Raw genomic sequence first — 14,174 nt, 5'->3', positions numbered from 1 at the left:
CTCTTTTAGGGGATCAATACCCTGGGTTTTGTTCCAATTTTTCGTTTAAAAGCAACTCGGTCTCTGGGATGGGCATAAGGGTTTCCCGTTGCTGAATACCCAGCTCTTCTATTGCCTTACCTGTACGTACCAGGTCTACCCAGCGAAAACCTTCCGCAAAGAGCTCTCTCCTTCGTTCCTCTAGTACCAAATTAAGGTACGTCGCTTCATTCGATGCCGATACCGGCCCTAGCCCTCTTGCTTCCCGCAATTCATTTAAACGATCTATTCCAGCAAGCCCTTGCGCTTCGGCACTGATAAGGTACATCTCTGCTAACCTGCTCACATTAAGCTGATCGGTGCCTGTTTGGCCGCTGGGATACTTGTTCACTACATCCAGCCCATCGTAAGTGTCCACGGAGACATCTGCTCGCAAATCTGATCCTGTGAACATATCCATGGCCCAAGGGTTTGGTTTGAACACATAGGAGCCACTTTGTGGGTGGGCATAGGTGTAAAACAGGGTGGAAAGATTGATGCTGGATTCAATCGTCAAGTTCACAAAAGCAAAAATCATTTCACTATTGTCTTGTCTTCGGAAGATTTTATCAAAGCTGTCCAAATCAAAATACGGTAAGTTGATCAGCTCCTCTGCCAAGGCTGCTGCCTCGTCCATTTTTCCCTGGCCCAACTTCACGCGGGCCATCAGCGCTTTGGCCGCTTGGCTGGAAACGAAATTAAAATCCCCGCCGAGGCCAGCATTAAAATCAGGCGCATGTTCAATGGCTACCGTCAAGTCCTCTTCGATAAATTGCCAAACTTCCTCAGCTGAATTCCTTGGCAGCTTTTCTTGGGTGTTCTCCCTGATGATGGGCACACCGCCAAATTTGATCAGCAAATTGTAATAAATGTAAGCACGAAAGTAATGTACTGTCCCCATCACTTCGTTGATCCGGTCTGATGGGGTCATCCCTTTTACATTGGAAATAAGGGTATTTACTTGATAAAGGGCTTCATAATACCCCTTCCATGAACTGTTTACATAACCATGTTCCGGACGAAGGATATTGCTGATAAAAGCATTGGTGCCGCCACCATTGGTGGATCCGGCTGAGTTAAGGTCACCACCTACCAAATCCGGTAAAATGTACGACTCCCTTCCTGGATCATTCTGTACAGATTGGTAAACTCCTATCAGAAAGGATTCTACATCATCCTCGGTAAGTTCAGACTCAGATGATACCGCCGACCTTGGGTACAGGTCCAGCTGGTTGCTACAGGCACTGGACAGCATCAGCGTTATCAGGCCTATGGACAATATTTTCAGGTTCATAATTCTCTTCTTTGATTGGTTTTAAAATGAAGCATTCAAGCCCAGTCTGATTGTTCTTGGCTGTGGCAGGTTCATGTTGTCATCTGACATATACCGCGCATCATAGTTCTTGGAAACCTCCGGATCCAGCCCTGTATAATTGCTGAACAGGTAAAGGTTCTCCCCTTGTACAAAAATCCTAAGCTTGCTCATTTGCAATTTTTCCAATAGGGATTGCGGCAAGGAATAGCCCAAGCTCAAGGTCCTCAAGCGTAAGAAGGAGGCATCCTCCAGAAAACGGGAAGAATTATAAGTATTGTACCCCGTGCCGTGGATCGCTCTGGGCACCTCATTGCTGGTACCGGGCCCTGTCCATCGCTCTAGGGCGGGCTCCTCTCTGAATCCTTGTCTTCCACTGCCCAGCCTTTCGGTGGTGATCCTCCAGTTTGCATAGATTTCTGAGCCCTGCGAAAAGGTCAAGAAAGCACTTAGGTCAAAATTCTTGTATTGAAAGGTATTGGACCAGCCACCGTAAAAATCAGGATTGGAAGTACCGATGATCTGACGGTCGTCCACATTGATGATGCCGTCACCGTTCACATCCTCATAATGGACATCCCCTGCACGAACACCTTGTTCGTATAGCGGTTCTGGAACTTCCTCATCGGTCTGGAAGATTCCCAACATTTTGTACATGTAGAAACTTCCCACTTCTTCGCCCACTTGCAGGGTTCTATTGGCTCCGATCAGCAAGGGATCATCTCCCAACAAGGAAGTAAGTTCATTTTGGATAAAGGAAATATTGAAGCTGGACTGCCACTGTAGCTCACCAAAGCGGTGGTTGTAGTCCAACAAAAACTCCAATCCAGTATTTCTCATCGAACCGATATTACTGGTCACACTGCTAAATCCGCTGGTCGCATGAATGGGCATGTTATAAAGCAGATTTTCAGTGTTTTTGATAAAGTAATCCGCTGAAAAGTTTGCTTTACCGCTCCATAAGCCCAAGTCAATGCCTACGTCAAACTGGTTGGCCGTCTCCCAGGTCAGGTTGGGATTACCAAAAGTAGAGATAGACAACCCACTGTTGCCGGCATAATTTGCTCCACCGCTCATCAAGGCCTGATATGCATAACTGCCGATACCGTCTTGGTTACCCGTGGCGCCATAACTGGCACGGAGTTTAAGGTCCGTCTGGGAAAACTTCCAGAAATTCTCGTCAGACAAGTTCCATCCTGCAGAAATGGATGGAAAAGATCCATATCGTTTCTCAGGAGAAAACTTGGATGAACCATCCGCACGAATGGATAGGGATAGCAAATATTTGTCTTCCCAGCTCAAATTGGCCCGGCTATAGTAAGATTCCAGTGCATTTTCTCCAAAACCAGAAGAAGCATTGGCGATCTCACTGGCCACGGAAAGCACGTCAAATGAAGGAGATGGGAATCCTCTTCCATCGATGTAATTGGTGCTGGTCGTCACTTTTTGGTATGAGTGCCCCACCAAAGCATTCACGCTAAGCTTCCCAAAAGTGTGGTCAAAATATAAAGTGTTCTCGATCAGTCCATTGGTCATCATCCTTCGCTCATCAAGCAAACGCCCCTGGCCAGCACCATAAGGATGCTCATCTGTATAATACAGGTAATCTTCTGTATAAATGGCGTCCATGCCAAAGCTGTTCTTCAAGTGAAAAGAGGGGCTAAACTTGATGTCTGCATAAACGTTTCCCAGCATCCGGTAATTATCCAGTTTCGTATTCTGCTCATTGAGGATTTGAAGGTTGTTGTGGTAAACCAACTCCTCTGTGCCACCGACATAATAATCACCATTGGGCTTATAAGGTCGATCAAAGGGACGTTGGCCCATACTTCTCAAAAATATGGACGAACCATACGTGCCGTTTGGAATCCGATGGTTTCGGGAAAAACTCAAGTTGGTATTCGTACCGATTTCCAACCAATTTACCGCTTGGTGGGTAACATTGATCTTCGCATTGTATTTCTTGTAATCATTGGTCTTGATGACACCTTCTTGGTTCAGATAACCACCTGATATGTAAAGTTTGGTTTTGTCGGTTCCTGTAGAAAATGAAACATTGACGTTAGAAACCAGCGCATCCCTTAGCACGAGGTCCAGCCAATTGGTATCTGGCAAACCGGGATAAGGATCTTCCATATAATCCACAAAATTGCCGTCTCCGGGAGAATAACCGTTTTGCTGGTTGTAGTTGTAACGGGCTTCGTTAAGCACTTCCAAATATAGATCAGAATCGGCCATTTTAAGCTTGTCCAGATTTGGCAGGTACTGGATTCCGAAGTTGGTTTCAATATTTAAGCTGGATTGTCCTGCCTTACCGGATTTGGTCGTGATGATCACCACCCCATTGGTGGCCCTAGAGCCATAAATGGCGGCAGACGCTGCGTCTTTCAGCACCTCTATGGATTCGATGTCATTGGGATTCAGTTCTGAAAGTGGATTCATGCCCTCTCCCAAGTTAAATAATGCTGCATTGTGGTTGACCAATGGAATACCATCTACGACATAAAGGGGTTCGTTTTGGCCACTAAGTGAGCCTATTCCCCTAATACTTACGCGGACATTACTTCCGGGAGTCCCTGCTCCTGCACCGACGTGTACCCCGGGCATTCTGCCCTGCATCAGCTGGTCAGGTCCCAATACCTGCCGAAAATTTTTCTCATCTGGGCGAAAGTTGGAAATGGCACTGGTAACTTCCTTTCTGTCCTGCTGCCCATATCCAATCACCACAATCTCTGATAAGTCGTTTTGGGATGGCTTAAGAATCACTTCAATTTTGCTGCGGCTGTTTACGGGAATTTCTTGGGGATCATACCCGATAAAAGAAACGACCAGCACAGCATCCTCTTCCAAACCACTGAAGGCAAATGTTCCATCCAGGTCGGTGACGGTCCCTCTCGAACTGCCTTTCACACGTACCGTAGCCCCGGGGAGCGGTTCTCCGTCTTCACCCAGCACGGTACCGGTGATTTCAATAATAGCTGCCGGTATCCCTGCTTTTGGTTTGATTACAATGTATGTGTCTACCAATTCATAGGTGAACGGTTGATTGGAAAACACTTCAGAAAGGGTCGATTTCAATGATCCGCTCTCTACATCTACAAAAACCGGCTTCGATTGGCTTACCGTTTCGTCGTTAAACACAAACCGATACTTGGATTGCGACTCTATCATTTCCATCACCTCTTTCAAGGGAAGTCCCTTGGCCTTCAAGGTCAACTCCTGCGAGTGGACTTTGGCCGTTACCTGAAATACGAGTGACAAACATAAAATTAAGGTCCATTTCATAACCAAAAGGTAATTGGGCGGGGCAAAAGATACCCCTTGTCCACCTTGTTCTAAGTGGGTTAATTTCATAACTTTACAAATTAGATGTTGATCGATAAAATTTTAATGTGAGGTTAAGTGGCATTGATCAGCCTTGCCGGTGGTTTTGCGAGAACCATCGGCTTTTCATTTGGTGGTGTTTTTTACATAGACAGTTCCGTTTTTTATTTCAAATTCGATTGCTCCTGACAATTCCAACATACCCAAGACTTTGGATAAATGGGTATCCATGGATATGGTGCCGCTAAAATGCTTGTCCGGTATTTCACCATCCTTAGCGACCTTGATGGCGTACCAGCGTTCCAGTTGTCTTAAAATATCATCAAGCCCAGTACTCTTAAACATAAAAAGCCCCTCCTTCCAAGCCACCACCTGACGCGTATCTATTGTCTTGACAGGCAATCCATCAGCTGAAAGCAATTGCTCTCCGGGCGAAATAATCTTTTGTTGTCCTATATATGCTACCTGCACACTTCCTTCCAGTAAGGTGGTTTTGCCTACCGGCTCATTGTCATAAGTGTTGATATTAAAATGGGTCCCCAGCACTTTTACTTCCGTGTCTTCGGCCTGTACGATAAAAGGGTTGTCAGGATTATGCGCCACTTCGAAGTACCCTTCGCCCTTAAGGCTGACCCTTCTGGATGTGCCTGTAAAGTTTGATGGGAATTCGAGAGATGAAGCACTGTTTAGCCAAACCTTGGTTCCATCTGCCAATACCACTTGATACTTCCCTCCTTTGGGCACAAAAACCCTGTTCATTTTAGCGCCTCCTGTGGCTGCAAAATCCTTTTGCACGTTAAATATCACTTGATTGACTTTCTTGGCCACGGTGACACCATCGTCTTCTTTCAAGGTTCCCTCATGCGCTGCGTCCAAAACGATCTGCTCCCCGTCGGGAAGAACCAGTATGGCTTTATCCGTACCCGGCGCAATATCTTCACTCAGCAATGGCTTATGGACAGGATTTTCTGAAATGGACAGCAAGTTCCCAAACATCCCCCAACTCAATAGTAAAATGGCTAATATTGCCGCTGCCGCAACATAAGGCTTCCACCAAACCCTTTGGACTTTATCCTCTTCCTCAGATGGATGCAACTGCTGTTTTAGCCGATCAAAAGCTCGATCGGAATCTATAGAGGAAAAAAACTCCATCTCTGCTTCCAGGTGTTCCTCCTGCTGGAGCTGCTCATAATACACCCTGTTCTCTTCACTTTGGGCCAACCACTCTTCCAATTGCTCATGTTCCGCAATCGTAAGGCCCTCCTTAAGGCTTTTGAGAATAAGCTGAGTATAATATTGTATGTATTGATGATCGTTCATTCATGTGTATTTGCCCTTATTACACACAAACCATCCTATCGGGTGAAAGAAAATGTGGATTTTTATAAAAAAAATTACAATTAATATTGTGATAACACTCCTTAACAATTCATTAATAAAACCAGGGTATAAATTACCTCAGGGTTAAGCCTTGACCGAAGAAGCTTTAGACCTCGCTGTTTTTGGGTTTTGACGGTATTGATGGACACGCCAAGTTGATCAGCAATTTCCTGATTGGATTTTCCCTCTAAAAAACCAAGTGCTGACACTTTCCTACAGCCTTCGGGCAGCGCCTCCATGGCCGCATACAGCTCATCCATCACTTCTGCCTGAATCATCCGCTGGATTATCGTCTGATCCTCATTTGAAATCGACAACACCTCATCAGCAATTCCTAACTTTTGCTTTTGATCACGCAGAGAATTGAGGCTTTTGTTTTTGACCGCTTTGTAAAGATAATTTTGGATATAAGCTTCCCCCTGCTGAAGTGCCTCCTCCTTTTGTGCAAACTGTATGAACACCTCCTGAACAAGGTCTTCTGCCTGACTCTTGTCTTTGACAAATTGAAACGAAAAATAGACTAGCTTTTTATGAAAACGATAAAAGACCTGCTCCAGTGTAAACTGGTTGCTTGATGACGACATGTTGCTTTGGTCTTTCTTGTTTTTCATTAAAACGACTTAATGCGAAAGTATCAGTAAGATGATCGAATAAATCAAAATTAGTAAATAACCAGTCGAAGTTATTTTGATTATGTGTTATCAATTTATTAAAATCCCTCCAGAGGTTCACTATCATTAACAAAAAAGCCCCAGTTTTAGGGGCTTTTTTTTAATAATTCTGACAATAAGCATCAGGATGCTGCTATAAAGGTCCCATATTCCAAATGTATAGGATACTCCTGCCCATCAATCGAGCGGATGAACAAATAGGCATTTCCTGCAGCATCTTCCTTAAATGTATACGGATTACCGGTTTCAGCCAGCCAATAATAGTGTCGTTCGCCCTTCTTTAGTTTTCTCCGCGGAATACCAAGAGACTTTCCCGTAATTGGGAAAGGTATCAGCTGTCCATTTTTATAGATTTGGATAAAAGATTGGTCTTGGTAAAACCAATTTTCAACATAAGTGAAGTACTGACCATCATTGGACAAGGCTCCCATTGGTTTACCAGCATAGCGGTAAGGTGCCTCCCACAGCAACGTTTCTTGGCCATTGGTCTGTTCAAAAACCCGGATCTTCCAGTCTGACCGATGGTTGGCTTTTCCATTCTCCGCATCGTCCGCCTCTACTTTTGCCTTATAGCGTCCATTTTCAGATAAAACCGTAAAGTCACACCAACAAACTTCCTGAGCAGACAGCTGGTGATAACAGCAAACCAAAAGTATAAAAGCAAGGAAGTGTTTCATAAAAATATAGCTTAGATGAGCACTTGATTTTCATGACCCAATGTACCTGTTTTGCGCTTTACACATGCCCAATTTAGGTTATCAAACCATTAAATCGGTGAAAAACAAGCCTCATTTATGAAAGCCATTGCCTACCTAAACCGAAACTTCAAATATTTGATTTTTTCTCCCTTGGCACTGAACATCGCCTCATAACGGGTCTTGATGCCGTGGTGGTCGTCTCTGAATGTAGATGCATAAAAATCGTGAGTGAAAGCCAAGTCCTTGATATCCTCCCTCTCCTGAAGCAATGCTAACGTATACGCAAACAGTCCGGTGTTATCCGTCTTAAAATGAATCCAGCCATCTTCCTGAATCAACGGCTTGTACATTTCCAGAAACCTAGGAGAAGTCAACCGCTTTTTCTCATCCCCATCCCTGGGACGAGGATCTGGAAAAGTAATCCAAAGTTCGCTGATCTCTTTTTCTTCAAAAAAACGTTCCAGCTGTTCGATCTGAGTGCGCAAAAACGCCACATTCTCCAAGCCCTCTTCAATGGCTATGGTGCTGCCCTTCCAGATCCGGGAACCCTTGATGTCCACCCCGATAAAGTTTTGATCAGGATACTCTCTCGCCAGCCCCACAGTAAATTCGCCCCTACCACACGCCAACTCCACTACGATGGAGCGCTCATTCTTAAACTGTTCTTTCCTCCAATTCCCTTTGATGCGTTCGAAGATTTCCTTTCCTTCCTGAACCACATTTCGATTCTCCTCGTTGGCTTTAAATCTCGCCAGCTTATTTCTGCCCATTTTATAAGTTTTCGATTTCAGCGACCACAAAGGTACTGCCTCCGATAAAAATTAGGTCGTTTTTTGATGCTTTTTTTAAGGTTTGTGACAACGCTTCATTCACATCCCTGATAACTACGCCCGCCAAACCATGATCAGTGGCTTTTTGCTGCAGCTCATCCGCCGGAAGTGCCCTTGGAATATTGGCCTGACAAAACACATATTTTGCCGATTTCGGTAAAAGGTCCAGTACCTTGCCAAGGTCTTTGTCGTTGACCATTCCTAAAATGATATGGAAATCATCATAAGGCATGGCTTGGAGCTGCTCCATGAGCTGACCCATACCGTCTTCATTATGACCAGTATCACAGTAGACCAAGGGGGCATCGCCCAGTTTCTGAAACCTGCCTTTCAAACCGGAAATTTCGGCGGCATGGGCTAGTCCTGCCTGAACGATGGATGGTGCTAACTGAAGTCCCTGCTCTTTTAACACTTCTAACACCATCAATACTCCTGGAAGGTTTTTTTCCTGATATTTACCAAAAAGGTCTAAGGAATAGACAGTATCTGTATTATTTTTAATTATCTGATAATCACACTTTTGAGTGCTCGTGTTTAAACCTTTCTGAACAGCTCTATAATAGCGGTCTGCAAAGAAAACAGGGGCTTTGTGCTCCAACGCTTTTGCCTTGAACACTTCCACTGTTTCGGACTGGTACTGGCTAATGACCACGGGAACTTTTGGTTTGATAATCCCTGCCTTTTCTCCTGCTATCTCTGCTAAAGTTGTGCCCAAAAACTGGGTATGGTCCAATCCGATATTGGTAATCAGGCATACCTCAGGCGTAATGACATTGGTACTGTCCAGCCTTCCGCCCATGCCTACTTCCACTACCGCATAATCCACTTTCTCCTCCGCGAAATGGGCAAAGGCCAACCCCACGGTCATCTCAAAAAAGCTCGGCTTTAAGCTATCGAGAAATGTTCGGTTTTGCTCCACAAAAGCCACCACTTTATCTGGTGGAATTTCCTTACCGTTGATCTTGATCCGCTCAGTAAACGATTTTAGGTGTGGGGAAGTATAAAGCCCCACTTTGTAGCCAGCCTCTTGGAGGACCGCAGCAATCATATGGGAAGAACTTCCTTTTCCATTGGTACCGGCCACATGGATGGATTTAAACTGCTGCTGGGGATTTCCCAATTCTTCACACAGTTTAACGGTGTTGCTGAGGTCCTTCTTGAACGCTGCTGCCCCGATCCGCTGAAACATCGGCAATGCATTGAACAGGTAGTCCAACGTCTCCTGATACGTCATCTGTTGATTAATCTACTTTGATGATAAAGGTGATTTTTCCTTCGGAATATTCGGCGGCCGGATTGCCCCCTTTTCGCTTGAAAGTAAGTCCATTCACTATTCCCCGATAATAGGAAAGCACTTCATTGGTCACATTATATTCCAATGGAATTGCCCTGGCCACACGCCCATTGTCATCCACGGTGATCTTAAAAACAATCCGTCCATTTCGGTTGGAAACCCGATCTTGGATGTTGGGCTTACTCGCAAAATCCCATCCGGCCAGATCCAAATTATATCCGGCGCCATTCCCGGCATTTCCCTGTCCGGACTGCATCAACGACCTTCCATCAATGGTGCCTTCAGGGTTGCCCTGATCACCCTTTTGCGTGGAATTGCCTTGGTTGCTTCCTGCTGATGACTGGGAACTCTTGCCCTTATTTCCTCCCGCACCAAAAATAGCACGTTGGTCGATAGTGGGTTTCTCTTCCACTTTTTCTTCCACTTTCTTTTCTTCTTTTTTAGCAGGTTTGGTCACCGGCTTCGCCTCTTCTTTTGGCTGCTCCGGCTCTTTGACAGCTTCTTTACTTTTTTCACTGCCCTTCAAGGGGCTTGCGGTATTGGAACGGGTTTCGTAACTGCTTTTAGATTCAGTAGGCTTTGGCTGTGATTCTGGCTGAGCCACCGGTTGTGCTTCTGGCTGCACGGGATCTGGTGATTCCACTGGCGTTCCAGGTGCTGGAGATTCCGTATTGATTTGTTCACTTTCAGAAGGAGGTGTCTCGGTCTGTTCATTGCCACTACCAGCATCCGTAAAGCCCAGATTAAGCTCAAGGCCAAATTGTGCCATGGGCGGCACAGGCGGTCGCCATACCACAATAAAATAAATGCCCACCAATACCAACACGTTCACAATGATGGTAATGATCGTTGCTTTCTTTTTGCTGTCCAGCTCTGTGTTATGTGCTGTTCCTTCCACGCTTAACTCCTGCTTTATAATTTCTCAAGACTCAATCCTCAAGATGCTTCTTAATTCTGGCTACTTATATGGTTTGGTCGCGATGGAAACATTGGCTTCCAGTTTCGCTGCTATGCCACCAATTTCAACCAAATATTCCACGGGCACTTCCTTATCGATATGAAGCACCACTTGACCATCCTTACCTTTTAGTAACGCAGTCAGCTCCTCTTTGATTCCTTCCCGCTCCACGATCTTATCGTTTACGGAGTATTTCAGGTCTTTGGTCACCGTTACCGTTACCTCTTGCATTACAATATCGGACGTCTCACTACTGGGAAGATTGACGGGTAATCCGGATGGAGTAATGAAGGAAGAAGTCAGCATGAAAAAGATCAACAACAAGAAAATAATATCTGTCATCGATGACATGCTAAACGCTGCTTCTACTTTATGTTTTGATTGAAGCGCCATACATTTTTTATTTGATTATCAGAAATATACGCATACTACTGATTTTCACTTCTTATTTTTTATCCTGTAACAGGTCCATGAACTCCACCGTGGTATACTCCATGTTATGGATGAGCTTAGAAACCCGCGCGACCAAATAATTATACCCAAGGTAAGCAATGATCCCTACCACAAGTCCCGAAGCGGTCGTAATCATCGCCTCATAAATACCGGTGGAAAGCAATTTGGGAGAAACCATTCCTTCTTCCTGGGCCACCCCGATAAAAGCGCGAATCATCCCCGCGACAGTTCCTAAAAAGCCGATCATGGGGGCTGCACCGGAAACGGTAGCCAGTAAGCTCAGGTTCTTCTCCAACTTATAAATTTCTATTTTGCCCACATTTTCAATGGCCACCTCTATGTTCTTCAAGGGACTACCGATTCGCTCCAGCCCTTTTGAAATCATATTGGCCACGGGGGTATCTTCTTCTTGGCAAATCATTTTGGCACCGCCTATATCCCCCGTCTGAACCATCATTTTTACTTGGTCCATCATGCCTTTTGGCGTTTGGGCGGCTTTCTTTAAGGTGATTATCCGCTCCACGAAAATATAAATGGCCAAAATAAACAGCGCATAAAGCGGGATCATCATGTATCCGCCTTTGATCAATAGATCCAAAAGCCCGATGCTCTCGGCGGTATTTTCCATGGTAGATAGTGAATCGGCAACCGCCTGACTGTCGGTTGATAAAGTCTGTAGTAAGATCATATTAGTATTTAAAAACCCATAAAGTTTCTTCGAAATTTTCTTGCTCCCGCTCAATCATGGCCAAAGCATCATCGACATTGTCAAAATCTTCAATGGCCAGTTTATAGAACGAAGAACCATAGCCTGGAAGTACAATGTAGGTGTTATATCCTTGCTTGTTTAATCGGTCTGAAAAGTCCTTTGCCAAGTCCCCGTCGATAAAAGCCCCTACTGTCACAAAATAATGTGGAGCATCCCCTTTCTCACTGATTTCAGTCAGGGAAGGAGTTTGGGAAGTCTCATCTGCTGGAGGAGTAGTCGGTGTTTCCGGGATTTCCGGCTCAGGTTCGACCACTTCTGGCTGTACCGCTACGGGTTCAGGTACTTCAGGCTGCTCGGGGCCCTTTATCACAAAATGGTAGACACCGAAACCAAGTAGCCCTAGCAACAGTAACAATAGAATTATCCAACCAGCTTTATTACTTTTTTCATCCTTTTCCTCATTATCAGGAAATGTTGAACTTGGGGTGGGTTCAGGAATTACTGGCGCCTCCTGCTTTTCTGAAGGGGCATCCTTTTCAGGTTCTTTTTCGGACTTGGTATCCGCACTTTCACCCGTTGGCACAGGAATCACAGAAGGGCGTGATTCAGATTTGGCTTCCTCACTGGAAATGGGCGTAATCTCGATTTCTGGCAAGCCAAAATCTTTATCCTCGTCTTTTCTTTTCGCTTTTTTTCCCTGGTCCTTGTCTGTCATTCTTCTGCTTTCTTGGTGGTTTAAATTGCTAAACTAAGATAAAACCCTCAATTACTCAATATGGCGCCAACGAATAATTCCCCAAAATCATTTCTTCTCACCAAAACTAAAATTTAAAGGTCACCCCACCAATCCCTTGAATTCCACGGGATTGATAATTCCAATAGCGTTCATTTTTTTGATTCAATAAATTATTGCCTTTTGCAAACACCGACAAACGGTCAGTGATCTTATAATCGATTTTAGCATTCAAATCCAGGATAGGATCTAAGGTATCGGTTACACCTGACTCCAGGTTTTGGGCATAGATCCCTCCCATCATGTCCAAACCAGCCTGAATGAGCCATTTTTCATCTGGAGTAAAGGTATTGTGAACATTGATCTCCCATTCTGGACGCTGCCAAGGACTGGCGGCTGCAGATGGCTTGCTGGCATCCACATCATCCAAGGTATAATGATAGTAATTTGCCTCAGCTGTAAGATGGTACCGATCGCTCAAGCTGTACCCCAATGACCCTGTATAATTCAATACAGCGCCGTCATTATACAACAATTCAAACCGTGTGCTGTCGCTGCTCCCATTGGCATAGAAATGCATATTGTCATAATCACCATAGGCTACGCCCAATTTGTAAGTAAAGGCATCGTTTACACTGCCTTTAATTCCTCCTTCTGCTTTAAACTTCTGAACAGTGTTCAACAAGCGGTCACTCGGACCCAAATAAGGGTTTTCCATCGCAAAGCCATAGTAAGTATTTCGCTTTACATCACCGATATACTGCCCATACACCGCAAAAGCTTCATGGATGTAATAGGTTGCATCTACCTTGGGAAATACATGAAAGTCTCCATTTTTGTTATCGTAGACATCATTTTCATTGACCAGGTTTACTCCGGCGTTCACCTCAAACATCGTCGTTTTATACCGTACAAAAGGCGTAAGCTTGGCATAATTTCTATTTATGTCATTATACCCCACATCCGAAGGGGAAGTCACATAAGCTGAAACATCAAGCCCGGCACGAAAGTCATCGTTAACATTATAATAGCCCAATCCTTCAAAACTGAACTGATGCTCCCGGGCATTATAATCATCATTGAACAACCTCAGCCCTATTTTTGCCTCATAATTAAATGGATCATCCTTTGCTATATTTCGAACACCACCCTTTCCATAAATGGTGCTAAACAACTGCTGGATATCCTCCGCCATAACCTCAGTGCCCGGTGTATAACCGTAAAAATGATACCGATCCCGATCATACCCTACCTCTCCAAATACTTCGACAAATTCTGTAAAATAATTGGCATTTAACCGAATATTCGTGTGATCTTCAGCAGAATTCTTTTTGTCTACCGGTCCTTCATAAAACCCTTGATGCCGTAACATAACACCATAATTGAGGTAATCACTCTGCAGGTTATTGACATAGAGTTCAGCCAGCGGTGACTGATAGTTTCCGTACCCAATCCTGGCCAAACTATGGTACAGGGATTCGGTGCCAGTTGGAAATTGCTTTTGGTACGGTTTGATTTCAGATTGACTTGGGGGAAGGGTAAAAAAGAAGTCTCTTGCCCCATAACTAAAGCTGCTTTTACGCTCCGGCTGCGGAAGGGCAGGCACGGTTTCGAAGTTCCTCGTCCGTTTCGGCAAACTCAACACCCGATCCTTACGGATGATAAACTCTGCGTCTGTTACTTCACCCCGTTCATTTCCCTTTTGGTCTTGGGCATAAACGGAAGCCAATGGTAAAAATAACGACAAATATATGATTTTAAGTACTTTATTCATCTTTTCTTTAATCAATACGT

At 44.6% G+C, this 14,174-nt stretch carries 12 protein-coding genes; all 12 read right to left on the bottom strand.

Translation table 11 applies throughout. The features are described from left to right. Positions 1-13 precede the first annotated feature (13 nt). Positions 14-1,312, bottom strand: a complete 1,299-nt coding sequence (locus ECHVI_RS16980) for a RagB/SusD family nutrient uptake outer membrane protein (RefSeq protein ID WP_015267249.1) — start codon at positions 1,310-1,312, stop codon at positions 14-16. A 21-nt stretch (positions 1,313-1,333) separates the two neighbouring features. Further along, positions 1,334-4,615, bottom strand: a complete 3,282-nt coding sequence (locus tag ECHVI_RS16975; RefSeq protein ID WP_245553357.1) for a TonB-dependent receptor — start codon at positions 4,613-4,615, stop codon at positions 1,334-1,336. Positions 4,616-4,780: 165 nt separating this feature from the next. Continuing rightward, entirely contained in the window at positions 4,781-5,974 is a 1,194-nt protein-coding gene (locus ECHVI_RS16970) for a FecR family protein (protein ID WP_015267247.1), read from the bottom strand. A gap of 101 nt (positions 5,975-6,075) precedes the next feature. Then, positions 6,076-6,645, bottom strand: coding sequence for an RNA polymerase sigma factor (locus tag ECHVI_RS16965; protein WP_015267246.1), 570 nt, complete (start codon positions 6,643-6,645; stop codon positions 6,076-6,078). Between the two features lie 182 nt (positions 6,646-6,827). Then, a complete protein-coding gene (locus tag ECHVI_RS16960; protein WP_015267245.1) occupies positions 6,828-7,382 on the bottom strand; it encodes a hypothetical protein in 555 nt (184 codons plus the stop codon). A gap of 131 nt (positions 7,383-7,513) precedes the next feature. Further along, a complete protein-coding gene (trmB, locus tag ECHVI_RS16955) occupies positions 7,514-8,173 on the bottom strand; it encodes a tRNA (guanosine(46)-N7)-methyltransferase TrmB (RefSeq protein ID WP_015267244.1) in 660 nt (219 codons plus the stop codon). Position 8,174: 1 nt separating this feature from the next. After that, a complete protein-coding gene (locus tag ECHVI_RS16950) occupies positions 8,175-9,467 on the bottom strand; it encodes a bifunctional folylpolyglutamate synthase/dihydrofolate synthase (protein WP_015267243.1) in 1,293 nt (430 codons plus the stop codon). A 7-nt stretch (positions 9,468-9,474) separates the two neighbouring features. Continuing rightward, positions 9,475-10,425 (bottom strand): hypothetical protein, encoded by a 951-nt coding sequence (locus ECHVI_RS16945; RefSeq protein WP_015267242.1) that lies wholly within the window; start codon positions 10,423-10,425, stop codon positions 9,475-9,477. 60 nt (positions 10,426-10,485) lie between these two features. Then, complete coding sequence (locus tag ECHVI_RS16940; RefSeq protein ID WP_015267241.1) at positions 10,486-10,878, bottom strand: ExbD/TolR family protein; 393 nt, start codon at positions 10,876-10,878, stop codon at positions 10,486-10,488. Positions 10,879-10,930: 52 nt separating this feature from the next. Then, positions 10,931-11,626, bottom strand: coding sequence for a MotA/TolQ/ExbB proton channel family protein (locus ECHVI_RS16935; protein ID WP_015267240.1), 696 nt, complete (start codon positions 11,624-11,626; stop codon positions 10,931-10,933). Between the two features lies 1 nt (position 11,627). Beyond that, positions 11,628-12,362, bottom strand: coding sequence for an SPOR domain-containing protein (locus tag ECHVI_RS23040; RefSeq protein ID WP_015267239.1), 735 nt, complete (start codon positions 12,360-12,362; stop codon positions 11,628-11,630). 106 nt (positions 12,363-12,468) lie between these two features. After that, positions 12,469-14,127 (bottom strand): TonB-dependent receptor, encoded by a 1,659-nt coding sequence (locus tag ECHVI_RS16925; RefSeq protein ID WP_245553355.1) that lies wholly within the window; start codon positions 14,125-14,127, stop codon positions 12,469-12,471. Positions 14,128-14,174 lie beyond the last annotated feature (47 nt).

Origin of the sequence: Echinicola vietnamensis DSM 17526, assembly GCF_000325705.1 — a bacterium.
Classification (GTDB): Bacteria; Bacteroidota; Bacteroidia; order Cytophagales; family Cyclobacteriaceae; genus Echinicola; species Echinicola vietnamensis.
The sequence above is the reverse complement of the archived record's forward strand: the minus strand, read 5'-3'. Positions and strand labels throughout refer to the sequence as shown.